This window comes from Leptothoe sp. PORK10 BA2 (assembly GCF_034932105.1).
Classification (GTDB): Bacteria; Cyanobacteriota; Cyanobacteriia; order Phormidesmidales; family Phormidesmidaceae; genus Leptothoe.
In genome coordinates, this window is sequence record NZ_JAYGIG010000030.1 from 1 (window position 1) to 17,859 (window position 17,859).

13 protein-coding genes are annotated in these 17,859 nt (G+C 52.5%); 8 read left to right on the forward strand and 5 right to left on the reverse strand.

What is annotated here, in order from left to right:
• Positions 1 to 332: 332 nt before the first annotated feature.
• The 5 genes from VB741_RS09610 to lepB (VB741_RS09630) all read left to right on the forward strand — a co-directional run bounded on the left by VB741_RS09610 (position 333) and on the right by lepB (VB741_RS09630) (position 5,037).
• Positions 333 to 1,535: a glycoside hydrolase family 10 protein gene (locus VB741_RS09610; protein WP_323364948.1), complete on the forward strand. Its 1,203-nt coding sequence runs from the start codon at positions 333 to 335 to the stop codon at positions 1,533 to 1,535.
• Positions 1,536 to 1,600: 65 nt separating this feature from the next.
• Positions 1,601 to 2,797, forward strand: a complete 1,197-nt coding sequence (locus tag VB741_RS09615; RefSeq protein ID WP_323364949.1) for an NAD(P)/FAD-dependent oxidoreductase — start codon at positions 1,601 to 1,603, stop codon at positions 2,795 to 2,797.
• Between the two features lie 86 nt (positions 2,798 to 2,883).
• Positions 2,884 to 3,564 carry an HAD-IA family hydrolase gene (locus VB741_RS09620; protein WP_323364950.1) on the forward strand — a complete coding sequence of 227 codons (681 nt, stop codon included), beginning with the start codon at positions 2,884 to 2,886 and terminating at the stop codon, positions 3,562 to 3,564.
• Positions 3,565 to 3,851: 287 nt separating this feature from the next.
• Entirely contained in the window at positions 3,852 to 4,400 is a 549-nt protein-coding gene (gene lepB, locus VB741_RS09625; protein WP_323364951.1) for a signal peptidase I, read from the forward strand.
• Between the two features lie 79 nt (positions 4,401 to 4,479).
• Positions 4,480 to 5,037 (forward strand): signal peptidase I, encoded by a 558-nt coding sequence (gene lepB, locus VB741_RS09630; RefSeq protein ID WP_323364952.1) that lies wholly within the window; start codon positions 4,480 to 4,482, stop codon positions 5,035 to 5,037.
• On the opposite strand, the gene VB741_RS09635 is transcribed toward lepB (VB741_RS09630), so the two are convergent.
• Together VB741_RS09635 and VB741_RS09640 are read right to left on the reverse strand one after the other, a co-directional pair.
• On the reverse strand, positions 5,014 to 6,303 hold the full coding sequence (locus VB741_RS09635; RefSeq protein ID WP_323364953.1) for a dihydroorotase: 1,290 nt from the start codon (positions 6,301 to 6,303) through the stop codon (positions 5,014 to 5,016). The genes lepB (VB741_RS09630) and VB741_RS09635 overlap by 24 nt on opposite strands.
• An 82-nt stretch (positions 6,304 to 6,385) precedes the next feature.
• Positions 6,386 to 7,735, reverse strand: coding sequence for a histidine phosphatase family protein (locus tag VB741_RS09640; protein WP_323364954.1), 1,350 nt, complete (start codon positions 7,733 to 7,735; stop codon positions 6,386 to 6,388).
• Positions 7,736 to 8,341: 606 nt separating this feature from the next.
• On the opposite strand from VB741_RS09640, the gene VB741_RS09645 reads away from it, so the two are divergent.
• Positions 8,342 to 9,064 carry a ComF family protein gene (locus VB741_RS09645; protein ID WP_323364955.1) on the forward strand — a complete coding sequence of 241 codons (723 nt, stop codon included), beginning with the start codon at positions 8,342 to 8,344 and terminating at the stop codon, positions 9,062 to 9,064.
• Here VB741_RS09645 and VB741_RS09650 read toward each other — a convergent pair.
• Positions 9,018 to 9,512, reverse strand: coding sequence for a hypothetical protein (locus VB741_RS09650; protein WP_323364956.1), 495 nt, complete (start codon positions 9,510 to 9,512; stop codon positions 9,018 to 9,020). The genes VB741_RS09645 and VB741_RS09650 overlap by 47 nt on opposite strands.
• 923 nt (positions 9,513 to 10,435) lie before the next feature.
• Here VB741_RS09650 and VB741_RS09655 point away from each other — a divergent pair.
• On the forward strand, positions 10,436 to 11,632 hold the full coding sequence (locus VB741_RS09655; RefSeq protein WP_323364957.1) for a response regulator: 1,197 nt from the start codon (positions 10,436 to 10,438) through the stop codon (positions 11,630 to 11,632).
• Positions 11,633 to 11,676: 44 nt separating this feature from the next.
• On the opposite strand, the gene VB741_RS09660 is transcribed toward VB741_RS09655, so the two are convergent.
• Together VB741_RS09660 and VB741_RS09665 are read right to left on the reverse strand one after the other, a co-directional pair.
• Complete coding sequence (locus VB741_RS09660; protein WP_323364958.1) at positions 11,677 to 13,410, reverse strand: ABC transporter ATP-binding protein; 1,734 nt, start codon at positions 13,408 to 13,410, stop codon at positions 11,677 to 11,679.
• Positions 13,411 to 13,445: 35 nt separating this feature from the next.
• Positions 13,446 to 14,660 carry a lipid-A-disaccharide synthase-related protein gene (locus VB741_RS09665; protein WP_323364959.1) on the reverse strand — a complete coding sequence of 405 codons (1,215 nt, stop codon included), beginning with the start codon at positions 14,658 to 14,660 and terminating at the stop codon, positions 13,446 to 13,448.
• Positions 14,661 to 15,120: 460 nt separating this feature from the next.
• Here VB741_RS09665 and VB741_RS09670 point away from each other — a divergent pair, with 460 nt between their 5' ends.
• On the forward strand, positions 15,121 to 17,841 hold the full coding sequence (locus tag VB741_RS09670) for a DEAD/DEAH box helicase (protein ID WP_323364960.1): 2,721 nt from the start codon (positions 15,121 to 15,123) through the stop codon (positions 17,839 to 17,841).
• Positions 17,842 to 17,859 lie beyond the last annotated feature (18 nt).

The window sequence follows — 17,859 nt, forward strand, 5'->3', positions numbered from 1 at the left end:
CTGAAATCAGGGCTTTCAAAGACTTTTACTCCTGATCGTTTGGACGACAGAATGCAGGGTCTAGCCATTTGAAGCCACTGAAATCAGACATTTGAGTGAGAATCATTCTCATAATGAGAATTGCTGATATCATCCATTCCAGCCTTGAAACCTTTCGAAAACTATTGATATGAAATTTCCTCTGGTCACAGTATGGCCTGTACGGAAACAAGTCATGTATCCATGAATAACTCAACACGCGTTGGTTATATCTCTATTTACACGGGATGCCAAGGCCCATCAAAGATGCCGCCGCCCCCCCCCCTCTTTGTCCATAGCCTGTTAGAAACGTTATGACCTTAACCACTTTGCGCTGGAAGCCACTAGCGATTCTGCTCTTTAGCTTGTCCCTGCTAGCAGCCATCATCCTACATACCATCACACCAGCAGCAGCACTGGTTCAAACCTCTTCAGCCCAGGAGATTCGGGGCGTATGGATCACCACCAACGATACCGATGTGCTAGTGGATCAGCCCAAACTCCATGGTGCCATTGACCAACTGGCGGAGCTGAACTTCAACACCCTCTATCCAGTGGTTTGGAATGGGGGCTACGCCTTCTTTGATAGTGGGACCGCCAAGCGCGCAGGCATTCAGCACTTTGTCCTACGGGGCATCCAAGACTACGACATTCTAGCGGAACTAACGACTAAGGCCCACAGCCACGGCATGGCCGTCATCCCCTGGTTTGAATTTGGCTTTATGGCACCGGCCACCTCCGAACTAGCCACGGTGCATAGCAGTTGGCTCACCGAAAAACAGAATGGCAGCCACATCGACACCCGTAGAGACGGGGGCGATATGGTCTGGCTCAATCCCTACAGGCCTGAGGTGCAACAGTTCATCACCCAAATGCTGTTGGAGCTAATTAGCCGGTACGATGTCGATGGCGTTCAGTTTGATGACCATTTCATTTTGCCCGTAGAGTTTGGCTATGACAGCTACACCCGTGCTCTATATAAAGCAGATACCGGCAAAGATGTGCCCAATGACCCCCACAATCCCGAATGGGTCAAGTGGCGCGCTGACAAACTAACCGAATTTGTCAAAACCCTCAATGCAGACTTAAAGGCCCGCCGTCGGGAGATCATTTTCTCAGTGGCTCCTAATCCCTATGATTTTGCTTATCAGGGGCAATTGCAGGACTGGCTTACCTGGGTCAGACAGGGCTGGGTGGATGAGCTGATCGTCCAAATCTATCGCAACAATCTAGGGGATTTCCGCCACCAGCTCTATACCCCATCCATTCTGGAAACCAAGCAAAAAATCCCCACCGCCGCCGGAATCTTGACCGGTCTGCGCAATGCCCCCGTGCCCATGAGCTTCATCGAATCAAAAGCACACGCGGCCCGGTCTGCTGGCCTGGGCATGGCCTTCTTCTTTTATGAAAGCCTCTGGGAAGATACCCCTGAACCAGCCGATACACGCCAGGCTAGTTTTCGTCAGCTGTTTGCCACACCTATCCAGCGGGGGGATTATCGGGCAGCGACGTTTTAACTCCATTCCCCACGCTATCCTAATAACCAGAACCTTCTCCTTATTAGTGACTTAGCGACGGCTCAATGGCAGTATCAAACCAGCGTGTTGTGATTTTAGGCGGCGGCTTCGGCGGCCTGTATACGGCTCTTGCCCTGAGCAAACTCCCTTGGGACAAAACGGTAAAACCAGAGATTACGTTGGTGGACCAGCGCGATCGCTTCCTATTTACCCCGCTGCTATACGAGCTGGTGACCGATGAATTGCAAACCTGGGAAATCGCACCGCCTTATACGGAACTATTGGCCGGTACCGGCATTAAGTTTCATCAGAGTGGGGTGGCTAGCATTGATACAACGGCTAATGCCGTGTGTTTAGAGGATGATACGGTGCTGCCCTACGACCGCTTGGTGCTGGCCCTCGGCGGTGAAACCCCGATGGATATGGCGCCGGGAGTAAAGGACTATGCGATCGCATTTCGCACCCTAAACGATGCCTATGCCCTCAAAGAACGTCTCCGCCAGGTAGAAAGCTCCGACACCGACAAAATCCGAGTGGCGATAGTGGGCGGCGGTTATAGCGGCATAGAACTGGGGTGCAAAATCGCCGAACGACTGGGGGAAAGAGGCCGACTGCGTATTGTCGAACGCGGCACCGCGATTTTGCAAAATTCCCCAGAGTTTAACCAAAAAGCAGCCCAAGAGGCCCTCACCGACAAAGGCATCTGGATCGACTACGAAACCACTGTGACCGAGGTCGGTGTCGACACCATCTCCCTGCAGTACAAAGAGCAGACTGATATTCTCCCAGTAGATTTAGTCCTATGGACCGTCGGCAATCAGATCAACCCCCTGATTACCAGCCTGCCCTTCGAAAAAAATGAACGCCAGCAGCTCAAAATTCAACCCACCCTCCAGCTGCTGAACCAAGACCACATCTTTGCCCTTGGCGATCTGGCGGTAGGCAAAGATGCCGACGGCAACCAGGTACCCACCACAGCCCAAGTCGCCCTCCAGCAAGCCGACTACACCGCTTGGAATATCTGGGCCTCCCTCACCGGACGTCCCCCCCTCGCCTTTCGATATCAACACCTCGGCGAAATGATGACCCTAGGCAGCAACACCGCCACCCTCACCGGATTAGGCCTAAAGCTGGATGGCCCCGCCGCCCACATTGCCCGCCGACTAACCTACCTATATCGCATGCCCACCTTTGAACATCAGTTACGGGTCGGGCTAAATTGGATCAGTCAACCCCTCCGAGAGCTTTTGTCGGTATCTTAATGTTGAGCCTTGAAACTGCCCTAGTCGGCTTAATGTAGGTTCAGCAATCTGGTTCCCCCGGCCCCCTGCTCCCTTTTCCTGCTTCCATGTCCCAGCCCAAAGTCATCTTTATCGACGCCGTCGGCACCCTTTTTGGGGTGAAGGATAGCGTCGGTGCAGTCTATCAAACCCTAGCCCAGCAATCTGGGGTAAGCGCATCGGCCAAACAGTTAGACCAGGCATTTTACCGCAGCTTTTCGGCGGCTGATGCGATGGCATTTCCCGATGTCCCTGCGGTTGAGATTCCCCACCGGGAGTATCTGTGGTGGTTAGCCGTAGCCCGCGATACCTTTCAACGGGCAGGCATATTACATGAGTTTTCTGACTTTGAGAGCTTCTTTGAAGGGGTATATCAGCACTTTGCCACGGCGGCACCCTGGGTGGTTTATCAGGACACCATTAGTTCCCTCCAGCGATGGCAGCGCATGGATATCTCCCTAGGCATTATTTCGAACTTTGACTCCCGCATTTACGCCGTGCTAGATGCGCTAGAACTCCGGCAGTATTTTCAAACCATTACCATCTCCACGGAGGCCAGGGCAGCAAAGCCTAATCCATTGATTTTTACCACCGCGCTGCAAAAACACGGCTGCAGCGCCCATGAAGCATGGCACATCGGCGATAGTCGCCAAGATGACCTGAAAGGGGCCAATGCTGCTGGGTTAAGAGGTATATGGCTAAAACGTCCCAACCAATCAAATGTCCAAGCTCCAACCCAATTTCGCTAGGCCCAAGCCCTCAGCCTCAATGGTTTTACCTCTTCAGGAAAGTGCCATAAAACATGCCCACTGGCCATTTTTGGCCCAAGTTTACTATGATCTTTTCAAGATATTCTACCGACCCGGTAGGTATCTAAGTCAGCCACTCATCTAAACTAAAGGCTGAGTGTATGTTGAGTGCTGAACGTTGAGTTAATCAGTGGCGGCCCCAGGGGCAACACCACGGATTAACCTATGGTCATCTTCGGCGCACCCGACGCTTGTCAGCCAACCATTCCCCTTTCTAATCGTCAACTGTGTCTCAAAAACAGCAAAATCCCTGGATCGAAGGCCTACAAACCATTGGGCTGAGCATTGCGCTGGCCCTAGGCATTCGTCAATTTGTAGCGGAAGCACGCTATATACCGTCTGAGTCCATGACGCCCACCTTACAGATCAACGATCGCCTGGTGATTGAAAAGCTGACCTATCGATTTCAAGAACCCCAGCGGGGTGATATCGTCGTTTTCTGGCCACCGTCAGAGATTGTACCAGCGGGGAAAAAACGGGATGCCTTTATTAAACGCATTGTCGGTTTGCCAGGGGATACGGTGGAAGTGACTGAAGGAACCGTTTTGGTCAATGGTGAAATCCAGGAAGAACGCTATATCCACTCGCCTCCTACCTACGAGCAGGACCCACTGACCATTCCGGCAGACAGCTATTTTGTGCTCGGGGATAATCGCAATGAGAGCTATGACAGCCACGCTTGGGAAATTGCCAAACCGTTCGTGGCCGAGGACCAGATTATTGGTAAGGCCGTCGTGCGTTTTTGGCCCCTTACCCGTCTGGGTGGTTTAGATTAATTGATGAGCTTAAATTGATGGATTAAATTGATTATGATTTGCTCAGATGTATTAGGGTGACCCTACGGGGTCAGTGACTGTGGGAAATCAAAAAGATCAAAGCACTAATATTTGGATTGAGAGCTTGCAGACCATCGGCCTCAGCGTGGTCTTAGCCCTGGGAATTCGACAGTTTGTGGCTGAAGCCCGCTACATTCCCACCGGGTCGATGGAACCTACCCTACAGGTCAATGATCGCCTGGTGATTGAAAAAATTAGCTACCATCTCACGGTGCCAGAACGGGGGGATATCGTTGTGTTTTGGCCACCGGAGGAATTTAATGTTCCCGGTCAACCCCGTAATGCATTTATTAAACGGGTGATTGGGCTCCCCGGGGATACGGTCGAGGTGGCGGATGGACAGGTATTGGTGAACAATGTAGCCCTCGAAGAAGGGTACATCAAATCCCCACCGAACTATCAGTGGGGGCCTAAAACCGTGCCGCCAGAAAGTTACTTGGTTTTTGGTGACAATCGCAACAACAGTGAGGATAGCCATCGGTGGTCGGACCCCTTTTTGCCGGAGGATCAGATCATCGGTAAGGCAGTCGTTAGGTTTTGGCCCCCTAACCGTCTAGGCTTGCTGAAGCGCCAGTGAAGCGGGCACCCAAATATGTTTAGCCTGCCCTGGAATGATTTGGTGACCGTAGACTGTATTGATGGGGTCACAGCCTAGGGTAGTGGCGGTGGCTGTCCATTGATGGGCGGGGTCAAACAGGACCAGATTGGCGGGCGCATTTACCTGCACTACCGCTGGCTCGATATTTAGGCAATGGGCTGGATTAAGGCTGAGATAGTGCCACAGCTGTAGGGCCGTCCACCGCTGGGTCACCACGAAGGTCTGCCAAAGCACCGGCAAGGCCAGTTGTAGCCCGATGGCACCGGCGGGAGCAATGCCAAAGGGCACTGCTTTTTCCTCGTAGGTGTGGGTAGAGTGATCAACTGCGATCGCATCCAACGTCCCATCCTCTAAACCCGCAATCAGAGCCTCGCGATCCTCTGGCGTCCCCAAAGGAGGTGCTAACCGTAAACTAGGCGCATAGCCAGCCAAATCAGCCGTGCTAAACAGCAAATGTAACCAGGTGACACTGGCGGTGATCGGCAAACCCCGGGCCTTAGCCTCCCGGATCAGCTCTACACTACGGGCCGTGGAAATTCGCATCATATGGACCGGCCGCTGACAGATCGCAACCTCCTCTAGCAAAGCAGCCAATGGGGTGGTTTCAGCGGTAGCCGGTAGAGCCGATAGCCCCAGACGAACAGCGTCTGCCCCATCACGACAGACACCCTCCCCATGCGGCTCTACTCCGTCAGCACTGGCACAGGGCCACAACGCCATAGGCAACGACTGCGGCTGAGTATATTCCAACAAACGCCTGACCATCAGACCGTTCCCTAGGGGCTGCCCATCGCACCACCCAACGATCCCCGCCGCCCCCAGTTCCACTAAATCCGTCAGCTGCTTCCCTTGAGTACCCAAGGTAATCGCACCCCAGGGGAGAACCTGGGGCCGCCCCGCCCCGTTAGCCCCTAACCGCTGCACTACTTGGGCCGGACTATCCACGGCCGGGCTCGTATTGGGTAAAATCCCCACCCGGGTAAATCCACCCTGGGCCGCTACCGTCAACAGCTGTCCCAGAGTTTCCCGCGCCTCGTACCCCGGTTCCCCCGTCTGGCTATACAGATCCACCAGCCCCGGACCCAAAATACAACCCAAACCATCAATTTCTCTAATGCCATTCCCCGGATGATCCAGCGACTCCCCCATCGCCTGAATGATGCCATCCCGGATCAACAGGTCTCCCACCTGGTCTCGCCGAGTCAGTGGATCCAGTATGCGTACCTGTCGTATCAAGCTATCCATGACGATTTCTCTTTGGTCTGCTCCATTGGCTCCTCACCGCACTCCAGCGGCCGAGTTCGCTTGGGTTTGCTCCATCAGATTCTCACAGCGCTCCAGCGGCTGTCATATCGAATAAACTCCCCGATAGATGGGTCGTAATATTCGCTGCACTCAGCATGGGTTCACTACCCACCCCATCTGGATAATCAATCACGCTGACCGCACCATTGCCCTGTTTAAACCGCCAGAATGCCTCTGCCCCCAGCCCCATGACATAGCACAAGATAGACTTATTAATCGCGTCATGGGCCACCACTAAGACGGTTTTGGGCGTCTCCTGCTGACTATATTGGGTAACAATCTCCTCCCAAGCTTTCACCGCCCGCTCCCATACATCTTGCAAATTTTCTCCATCGGGCATCTGAACTTTGTCAGGCTGAGTTTGCCAGGCGTCCAACATACCTGGAAAACCCGCCTCGATTTCATGTTCAAATTTGCCCTCCCACTGGCCATGGCTGATTTCCCACAGGTCGTCGGTCACCGCCAAGGAGACCTCTGGATGATGTTGCAAAATGATCTCAGCGGTTTCCTTCGGACGCAACATGGAGCTAGAAACCGCCCCATCAATGGGGATAACCTTGAGAAATTCGCCCGCCTGGGCCGCCTGGGAACGCCCATTATCATTTAACGGAATATCGATCTGCCCCTGAAAGCGGGACTCTCGGTTCCATTCCGTTTCCCCATGGCGCACCAACAGGAGTCTGGGTCCCTTAAACCCACTGCGCAGTGCAGGGATAGCAGCCCCCATGTGACTGGTTAAGTTCATCGACTCCAGCTGGGCCTGTTCTCCCCATGCCCCAGGGAAATTGAGCACACTAACACCACAGTTAGCCTGATACATGCGGTTCAGCGACTCGGGACCCAGGCCAATCGCCGTCCCTACCAAAGCCCGGTTAATGGCACTGTGGGCCACCACTAAAACGGTTTGCCCCTGGTGTTGAGCTAGCAAACCCTGCCAAAATTCAGCCGCCTGCTGCCAAATGGCCCGCACCGGATAAAACATTTGGGTTGTGCCATCAGCCTGGGGCACAGCCATCTTGAACTCGTTGGGCTGATGTTGCCAAGCCTGATAGTCTTCGGGGTAGTCAGCCTCAACATCGGCAAAGGACTTGGCTTCCCAGAGGGGAAGACTGATTTCTTTCAACAGGTCCGTTGGCTGGGACGCAATCTTCAGACCGATGGTTTCCGTAATCAACGCGGCCGTTCGAGCCGCCCGTTTGAGGGGACTGCAATAGGCTGCATCAATGGCAATACCCTGCAAAAACTCTCCCACCCGGCGCGCTTGCGCTTCGCCCTTTACCGTCAGGAGCGATTCATCGTGGTGCCCTTGAATAATACGTTTCACATTAAATGTACTTTCACCGTGGCGAACCACAATCACACGGGTTTTCAAGGGTCTATCCTCTCTAAATTTTACTGCGCTAGCCAAACAGTGTTGATTGTACGTGAATTAACTGACCCATGGGGGCGTTCCCTCAAACTGAAGTTGGTAGATAGCGTCTAGACAAATTGTGTAGAACTATCAGCTAGATGGCGGATGCAATCTGACTTCTTGAAGTTGTCATGAGTTAAAGACATCACATCTTTGACCAAGCTTAAAATTATCGTTGTTCTAAACTTCACAAGCAGCCGTTAGGATTAAATCAACCATTACCAATATGGCCTCAAACGCTTCTAAATCGAGGATCTAAGGACTTCACCTTTTTTTGTCAGAACAAAGTATTTAACATCCATGATTTCACCCTAACGATACTTGTTCAGATTGATGAACAATTAAGCAGAGCCGTAGCGCAAGTAATCTATATGAAATCCACTAAGACTCTTGTGAATCAAAAAAATAATAGTAGTCAGACCAACACCAACGGCCAATCGTCCTCTGACACCCAGCAAAACCAAGACCATACGATGGCATTGGTCTATCCTGACGGTCGCGTCACTAACGTCAAGGTAGGAAAAACGAAATCACCCTAAAGCCTCAGGTCTGCATTACCTCTAACCCATGGCTTTATCCAAGATCCTACGGCAGTTCACACAAGTTTTCCTAGCGGCATCTTGTCCCCTTTGCCAGCGCAATGCTGCCCAGATTCTCTGCACCGATTGTTATCGACAACTGTTAGATTGCCGTTGGCCAAACCCGATTTCAGGTCATACAGCTACGTTATCTAGCCACAGGGCATCAACCAACCATGCAAATCTATCCGTCTTTTCATGGGGTCAATATCGCGGAGTCCTCAAGCAGACATTAGCCAAACTCAAGTATGGCAACCAGGCCGAACTTGGCCTTTGGTTAGGCTGTCAGTTGGGTCAGCACTGGCGCACCCATGGACCATACAATAGTCATCACCAGCCGCTGATAGTAGTACCAATTCCACTGCACGACCACCGACTCAGGCAGCGGGGCTATAATCAAGCCGCCCTCATCGCCCAAGGATTCTGTCGAGTAACGGGTTTACCCATGGCAAAGCATGGTCTGATCCGCATCAGGTCTACCGATACTATGTATACTCTCGGGGCAAAGGAAAGACAGGCCAACGTGGCCGGTGCATTTCAGACGGGTCCTAGCCTAAAAACACGAACTAGGTCCATCCTACTGATGGACGACATTTACACGACAGGGAGTACTGCGCAAGCAGCGGCTAGCGCCCTAATCGATGCAGGATATAAGGTGCAAGGCATTACTGCTGTGGCTCAAGCGGTTTTCTCATCTCCACGGGATGGGTAAGCAGCACATGGCCATGGCCATCAAATACCAAACTCGCATCCAGCCCGGTAATTTGCTCAAACTGCCCGGGCGTTATCGTTATGCCGATAGACTCAGGCGCAATAGAGCTTGAAGCAGACGCCTTCACGTCCAAGGACATCACCCCTAAAAACTTGGGATTTAAGGTTTTTAAGGGTGATGACGGCTGGGTGGGTATTTCTAGCTCGGGTTGCCATGAACGTAATCGTTCGTGCACCCCCTGGATAAAGAGCATCCCTCTTGGCATGGGCATCTCTGACCATCCTTTCACGATCGATTCAAGCAGAGATAGCTCTATCAACGATTGGGGATAGGTCTCTAATAGTTGAGCTAAACATTCGGCAAACACATCCCCATCGTCGCCATCCAACTGATAACTAGCAACAATATGGTGTACTCGTTGGCGGTTAATACGTTCTTGGATATCCATAGACCTAGAGTTGCAAAAGCCGCAATGTGTTCAACCGGGCATAGTCAATAGAGCAAGCATAGAATATCGGGCTAATGGCCCCCGACCGAGGGGAATTGAGTATCACTTTCCTAAAATTGAAAAGCTCATTTTTCCCTAGTGGAAGTAAGCCATTATCTTAATTATATCTCACCATAGATGCATGGTGATTTTATACGCTGATAGTAATAGATACCGTCGCAAAACTTGCCTAGGATTTATACTTTCTTCGGTTAATTAGGGTCAAGAAATCATCCTTTCCCCTAGCACCCCCGGCTATAAATTCTATTTCAGTATTATCCCTAAGGCTTTATTTTTGAAACGATACAGCCCGAGGAACGGCAAACTTAACTAGCCATAGATTTATTTTTTACGCTTACTTTGGTGGTCTATTTATTACTGTTAACGCTCTTAAGCGATGGCAATAGACTACTGAGTTCTTCAGAATGAGGACTAGGATAATTGCGTGTTTTTGAGCAGACATCGTTACCAATTCTTGAGGTTCGGGAAACTTAGGGAGGTAACCATGGACACCAAGCCGTTGATGGCTTGCCTGAGGAAAACTATGTTGACCTGAGTAATCAATCAATACATCAACATTCCCCATTGCATTTCATTGCAACAGAGATCAACCCTAATTGACGTACCTAATTACCGTATTTGGATCGGGAATTGGACCGGGAAGTTGCTAATCCTCGGCATGATTTCATTTGCCAGATGCCGGTGTATGGCATCTCTGACAGACCGGTTTATCTTCTCAATCAGTAACGGCGGATAGGCCATAGAACCTGTAAGTAACCCGGTTGACTAAGGCATTTGATACTTTTGGCTGCCCATCGGGGTGGTGGATGCATGGGCCTTTCTTTTGTTCTTGTCGGTAAAACCCCAGCCAGATATTCAACACCATGACTGAGTCTGTACTTAACGTAATGCCCCTAGAGAAAGGGTTTTCAGTGGCGACACTGATTAAAGCTGTAAAGGTCATTATTCAGACCCAGACCAATGGTTATATTCAGTTAAAGACCATCGCTGGGGAAGAATGGTGGCTTGATTTTCGCGTCGGGCAACTATTGTGGGCCGGGGGTGGACAGCATCGGTTTCGACGATGGCAACGGTTGTTGAAAATCCATTGCCCAGACTTACCCCCCAGTGAGGTTCGATTGCGGGAAGCTGAACTATTTGACAATTGGGAATATGTGGCGCTGTCAATGTTAGTGCGACGGCAACAGCTCCATCGCGAGATTGCGATCGCAATCATCCAATCCACCCTTTCAGAAGTCCTATTCGATGTTTGCCAAGCCGTGGGGAACCTCTCCCAAGTCGCCCACACCACCGATCGTCAATCGCGATTGGCCCAACCCCTGGCACTGTTCAGCAGCACCTCATTGTTTTACAGCGTCAAAACTGAGCTGGAAGCATGGCAAGAAACCGCCCTCGGCAAGCTATCTCCCAATCTATCCCCTCTCATCATTGACAATCAGCGCCTCAAACAATGCACCCAGCCCCGTACCTACCAAATTCTCAAACAATTACTCCACGGCAATCGTTCGTTGCGGGAGCTGAGCCAGATGACCGGGCGGGAGCTACCTGCATTCAGCCGCATGTTAGCCAGATATATAGAACGGGGCATCGCCACCCTCAATCCCATTGACGACCTGGCCAGCCCCTATGCCCCCATGGCCCAAAAAGTCCCCCTCCAAGTCGCCAAAAAACTACCCCTCATCTTTTGCATCGACGACAGTCCCCAGGTTGGCTACTTGATGGAAGAGGCACTCCGCCCAGCTGGGTACCGCTGCATCAGCATTCAAGATTCCATCCAGGCCCTAGCCCAAATCATCCGACATCGACCCGACATGATTTTTCTAGACCTGATTATGCCCGTGGCCAATGGCTATGAAATTTGCAAACAGGTGCGCCGAGTCAAAGCATTTCAAAAAATCCCCATTGTGATCTTGACCGGAAATGATGGTCTGGTGGATCGGATGCGGGCAAAAGCTGTGGGAGCAACAGACTTTATGGCTAAACCCGTAGACCCCATCAAAGTGATTGAAATGGTGAGACTCCAGTTAGCCAAGCTAGACCACGAGGTCGAGGTCAATTAGTCGAGGTCAATTAGGGTTGCAGGGCCTTTGCTGGTGAAGGCCCTTCACTCTTTAAATTGTTGCGCATAAAAGTGTTCATAACGGCCCTGCTGCTCCAACAGTTCTAAATGGGTCCCTGACTCCGCAATCTGCCCATGCTCAATAAACAAAATCCGATTCGCTTTGCGCACCGTACTCAGACGATGGGCAATCACAAACACTGTACGGTTCTCCATCGCCCGCTCCAAAGCTTCCTGTACCAAAGCTTCCGACTCAGAGTCCAAGGCTGACGTCGCCTCATCTAAAATCAAAATACGCGGATTCAACAAAATTGCTCGCGCAATGGCAATCCGCTGCCGCTGACCGCCCGACAGATTCACCCCCCGTTCCCCCACCCAGGTGTGATACCCCTGGGAAAACTGCTGAATAAACTCATGGGCATTGGCCACCCCTGCCGCCGCCTCAATCGCCCTATAGTCCAGCTGAGTTTGACCATAGGCAATGTTCTGGGCAATCGTCCCCGAAAACAACGTCGTCTCCTGGGGCACAATGCCAATCTGTTGCCGCAGGCTCCGCAACGTCACCTGACGCACATCTATGCCGTCCACCAAAATCTTCCCGACCTGAGGATCATAGAACCGAGCCAGCAGATTGACCAGGGTGGTTTTACCAGCCCCCGATGGACCTACCAGGGCCACCACATCCCCAGGCTCTACCACCAGGGAAAGATCTTTAAACACCGACGCACCCGATGCATAGGCAAAGCTAATGTCGCGATACTCCACCTTGCCCGTAATCGGCGGCAGGGCCTGGGCATTGGGTTGATTGCTCAATGTGGGCTGCTCAGCAAATAGTTCAAATACCCGCTCCGCAGAGGCTTCAGTCTGTTTAAAGGCATTATAGTGTTGGGTGACCAGGTTAATCGGATCAATCAACAACGCCACCGCCACCAAAAAGCTAACAAACTCCTGGGGTTGGAGTTTGCCGAGGGCAATCTGCCAGCCCCCCAGCAAAAACAGAAACATAATACCCACCGCTTCTAAAAAGCCCACCACCGGATACTGGATCGCCGTTAGATGCTCCGTCCGATACTTGGCGAGGCGATTTTCATCCGCCACGGCACTAAAGCGAGCCACCTCATATTCATCAGCGGCAAAGGCTTTGACCACACGAATATTGCTCAGCACCTCGGTGAGTAATGACGAAAGATTGGAAATCTCATTTTGGCTGCGGCGAGACAGGGACAACATCCTGTTGCCAAAGCTACCGATCAGCCATGCCATCAACGGTGCAATCAAAAAACCCGCCAGGGTGAGGGGCCAATTGAGATAAAACATGTAGATGGGAATGGCAATCAGCTGAAAAACACAGGAGATAAACTGCTGTGACATTTTGTAGATGACTTCGCCAATGCGGTCGATATCCTCGGTGAGGCGGTAGGAGAGGTCACCGGTTTTAGCGGAGGCAAAGTAATCAATACTCAACTGATGGAGATGGGCATAGACCTTTTTTCTCAGTTCTAGCACCGCCGCTACAGAGGCTCGAATGGAAAAGACCTTTTCCCCATATTGAAAAAGATTTTGAATGAGAAAGGCCAGGGTAGTCATGCCCAGCCATCGAGCAATATTCGAAACTTGGCCCTGGCTAATGTAATAGGTGACCTGCCCAGCCAGGTAGGGCAACATGACCGTGGCCAGGACATAGCCAACAATGCACACAAACGACCAGCCAAATAAGGGCCACTGGGGCTTGAGGAATGGCAGTAGCTGCCAGTAAACCGATCGTTGTTGTTGCGCCATAGGGAAAAATCTCAAAACTTTAAATGCAAACCTGATTAGGAATTTGAGGCCGCTTTCGACTCAAGTTGCCTCAGGGTATCTAGCACCACATGGGCAATACGATAGGATGCGCCAAATGGGCCAAATCGGTCTTGCCCATTGGCAATACAGGCTTGGAGATAAGCTTCATCTTGGATAATGTCCACGGCATACTGGGCAGCTTCCTTCAGAATGGCAGGGGTGGCGGGCTCGGTGCCGATGGTTTTTACGGAAAGACCCAAGAGACGGTCCTGGGCCTCAGCAAAGGCATAGGTAAACTGGGGACCGGCACCGGGAATTTGTAAAATGGGTTTGCCAATGGCCATAGCCTGGTCGACCGCTAGACCAGCCATGCCCAAAACCAAGGTGGTCTGACACACGATGTCATTAAAGGCATCGCTAAAGCAGATTACAGAGGCGAGGGTTTCGCCATTAACCGGGTAGGTCAGGGTGCCATGGTCATGGTGCCAGCCAGCCTCCGTCGCAACGGTATCTAAATCAGCCATGACGTCGGACACCAAGGCCGCCCGAAATTGCACCTGGGGGTTGAGGGTGGCAATTTCGACCACCAGTCCCAAGAGCAGCTTCAGGTTGCGCATGGCTTCGGGAATACGGGAACCCGGTAGCAGCGCCATCATCGGTCGATGGGGCGCAAGCTGCAGGTCCTTGCCCTTAGGTTTGAGCCGATCGAGGGAGGGAATCCCCCCAAACTGGGCTTTAGCAAATCCTTGCTTTTGGTAATCTTTGGCAGTGTAGGCGTCGCGGGAAAAAAGGATGAGGCAACGGGAAGACTTGAGCACTGCCCTGAGCACTATATCGATATTGAGGGTGCCCTCGTAGATAGCTGACAACGGTGAGGTAAATGAGATAAAAGGTCTACCGCTGAGGTAGGCAAAACATTGGCCGACAACATCACCAGTGGCAAACACTAGATCACATTGGGGCGCATAGCGACGAATGGCCTGGAGCTGTCGCCAGGTAGAGGTGAGCAACCCAGCCCGAATATCATTGATCAGTCGCAACCGATTCGTATAGGTGAAGCCTCCCGATGGCAGGGTGAGGGTGGGGGCTACGATGGGGACATTAATGTTGCGATAGGCATGGCCCTGGCCAACTATGGGGGCAGCCGCAATATCTAACTCGGGGGATAACTCTCGCAGGCTACGAATAATGTGGGAAGAGTGATTATCTTCACCGTGGCCGTTGCTAATGAATAGAAGTTTGTGGGGCATGGGTAGACGGCGGCGGTTGTTGGCTAGAAAACTGCCCTGCCCAATGAGCAGAAGTCTCTAGGCGTTAGGCAGAGATTTAGCTGAGTCCATAGTACAACCTGGCGAACGCTTGCCAGTAAGACTGGGGCCGTTGGCAAGATTGTCACCTACTGTAGCCGGGCTAAGGGGTCACTAAGGGCATAAACCATGACGCCACCCCTAGGATCGAGCCCCATGTTGGTAACAGTAGAACTGGATTAGGTTCAGTTTTGGCGATGTAGGATGAGATCGCCAGCATCAAAACCATTGTCCTCAAGGCTGGACCCCTTACCCCTTGCTCGCCCCGTGGCCTCTGCCAAGGTTTTAGGATTGCCAAATCATAGTCATCGTTGGGTTCACCGGCATTAATTCCCCAACCCAGGCGGTCCTCTGGCACAATGAGGTGGTCAAACTCCACGTTCAATGAAGGTCCCCAAGGATTTTGGTCTTAACGCCTGAACAGTTATTCCCGTTTCAGCTCGATCCGTTTCAATTGGACGCCATTGAAGCGCTCAACCAGGGCAAGTCGGTGGTGGTCTGTGCCCCCACGGGTTCCGGTAAAACCCTCGTGGGTGAATACGCCATCCATCGGGCGCTGCACACGAACCAGCGCGTATTTTACACCACCCCCCTCAAGGCCCTATCCAACCAAAAACTCAGAGACTTTCGCCAGCTGTTTGGTCACGACCAAGTGGGGCTCCTCACGGGCGATACGTCTGTCAATCGGGATGCCCCCATCCTGGTGATGACCACGGAGATCTTTCGCAACATGCTCTATGGCACCACCATGGGGGAGATCGGGGAAGCAGTGGAAGGATTGCAAACCGTCGTCCTCGACGAGTGCCACTATATGAATGATCGGCAGCGCGGCACCGTCTGGGAAGAATCCATCATCTACTGCCCCCCCGGCGTTCAACTGGTGGGACTATCCGCCACGGTCGCCAATGGCGATCAGCTCACCGATTGGATTGCCAAAATCCATGGCCCTAGCGAACTGATCTATTCGGACTTTCGCCCCGTCCCCCTCACCATCCACTTTGCCACGGGCAAAGGCATATTTCCCCTGCTGAATGATCAAAAAACAGCCCTCCATAGCCGCTTAAACAATCAACGGAAGCCCCCCCGCTATCAAAAGGGTCAAAAGAGAAAATCCGTCACCGCCAACAACTCATTCATCGTCACCCAACTGCAGCAAAAGGACATGCTGCCAGCCATTTTCTTTATTTTTAGCCGCAAGGGATGTGATAAAGCGGTGCAAACCGTTAGCAACCTAACGTTGGTCACCCCAGAGGAAGCCCTTGTCCTGCAACATCGGATTGATCATTTTTTGCGGGCTAACCCCGAAGCCGCTCGCGCCGGACAGGTAGAACCTCTCTACCAAGGCATAGCGGCCCACCACGCAGGCCTGTTACCCGCTTGGAAAGGCTTGGTGGAAGAACTCTTCCAGGCGGGGTTGATCAAGGTAATTTTTGCCACGGAAACCTTGGCTGCAGGGATTAACATGCCCGCTCGCACCACGGTGATTTCCAGCTTATCTAAGCGGACAGATAGCGGCCATCGCCTGCTGCGGGCATCGGAATTTTTACAGATGGCCGGCCGGGCCGGTCGCCGGGGGATGGATGTGGAGGGTCATGTGGTCACTGTGGAAACCCCTTTTGAAGGGGCGAAGGAAGCCAGTTATTTGGCCCTGGCCAAGCCAGACCCTTTGGTGAGCCAGTTTACCCCCAGCTATGGCATGGTGCTGAACCTGCTCCAGACTCATACGTTAGAGGAAACCCGGGCGCTGGTTGAGCGTAGCTTTGGCCAGTACTTGTCCACCTTGCACCTCACCCCTCAGCAACAGGCCATTGACGCCGTGGAAGAGAATATCGTTCTCATTCGTGAGCAGCTGACGGCGATTGGGGTCGACACCATTGCCGAGTATGGAAAACTGCGGGAGCGACTGCGGGAAGAGCGTCGTTTGCTCACAATTTTGGATAAACAGGCAACTGAAACCCTTTCTAGCGATCTGGAAACGGCAGCCAGCTTTGCGGTCACGGGTACGGTGCTCTCCCTAAAGGGGAAACACATCCCGGTACACAACCCGCTACCGGCGGTGCTGGTGGCTAAACTCCAGGGTTCTGGTCAGGTGACCTACCTGGCCTGTTTGACCGATGACAATCACTGGATCATGGCATCTCCAAGGGATGTGTTTGGTCTCTATACCCAGTACGAGCGGATTGCGGCGGTGGATAATCTGGTGCCACCCCCAAGGCTAGCCCGCCGGGCGGGTAATAAATGCCCCGGCGATGAGACCACGGCAGTGGTGGCGGCCCTCATTCCCCAGGACCTGCCAACCCTGGATGAACTCGCGCCAGAGGTAAAAGCCCAGCGCGATCGCATGCATGGGGTAGAGGCTATGCTGGCAAGTCATCCACTGAATCAGTTTGGGAAACCCAAGTCGTTGTTAAAACAGCAGATGCGGTTGCAAACCTTAGAGGCTGAGCTGCGCGATCGCAAAGCCAAATACCAAAAATACGCCAGTCGCTACTGGGAAGAATTTCTCAATCTCATGGCCATTCTCGAAGCCTTTGGTGGCCTCGAAAACAACCAGCCCACCAACTTCGGAAAAATGGCCGCCGCCATCCGAGGAGAAAACGAGCTGTGGCTAGCCTTAGCCCTAGGTTCCGGTGAATTTGACCACCTCCCCCCCCACCAGTTCGCCGCCGCCTGTGCCGCCATCGTCACCGAAATCAGCCGCCCCGACACCTGGACCCGTTACCAAACCTCCAACGAAGTCGTCGAAACCCTTGAAGGCCTCCGCTCCATTCGCCGTCAAATGTTTCAGCAACAGCGCCACTACCAAGTGACCCTGCCCGTCCCCCTAGAATGGAACATGATCGCCCTAGTGGAAGAATGGGCCATGGAAACCGAATGGCATGAGCTTTGCCAAAACACCAGTTTGGACGAAGGCGATGTCGTCCGCATCCTGCGCCGCACCCTCGACATTCTGTCCCAAATTCCCCACGTCCCATTTTTACCAGATACCGTTAAATCTACAGCCCGCCAGGCAGCGTATCTGCTCAACCGTTTCCCCATCAATGAAGCGGACAACAACCCAGATACAGCAGCAGATGAAATAGTGGGGGATGCTATAGATGCGGGCGCCAACGTCGACCCATAAGGTCGGGCGACCAACCCC

Bases quoted from the DNA above. Each gene is read 5' to 3' on its own strand.
- VB741_RS09620 (WP_323364950.1), top strand. From the start codon at position 2,884: ATGTCCCAGCCCAAAGTCATCTTTATCGACGCCGTCGGCACCCTTTTT.
- VB741_RS09615 (WP_323364949.1), top strand. From the start codon at position 1,601: ATGGCAGTATCAAACCAGCGTGTTGTGATTTTAGGCGGCGGCTTCGGC.
- VB741_RS09635 (WP_323364953.1), bottom strand. From the start codon at position 6,303: ATGGATAGCTTGATACGACAGGTACGCATACTGGATCCACTGACTCGG.
- VB741_RS09665 (WP_323364959.1), bottom strand. From the start codon at position 14,660: ATGCCCCACAAACTTCTATTCATTAGCAACGGCCACGGTGAAGATAAT.
- VB741_RS09645 (WP_323364955.1), top strand. From the start codon at position 8,342: ATGGCTTTATCCAAGATCCTACGGCAGTTCACACAAGTTTTCCTAGCG.
- VB741_RS09650 (WP_323364956.1), bottom strand. From the start codon at position 9,512: ATGGATATCCAAGAACGTATTAACCGCCAACGAGTACACCATATTGTT.
- VB741_RS09610 (WP_323364948.1), top strand. From the start codon at position 333: ATGACCTTAACCACTTTGCGCTGGAAGCCACTAGCGATTCTGCTCTTT.
- VB741_RS09660 (WP_323364958.1), bottom strand. From the start codon at position 13,410: ATGGCGCAACAACAACGATCGGTTTACTGGCAGCTACTGCCATTCCTC.
- VB741_RS09655 (WP_323364957.1), top strand. From the start codon at position 10,436: ATGACTGAGTCTGTACTTAACGTAATGCCCCTAGAGAAAGGGTTTTCA.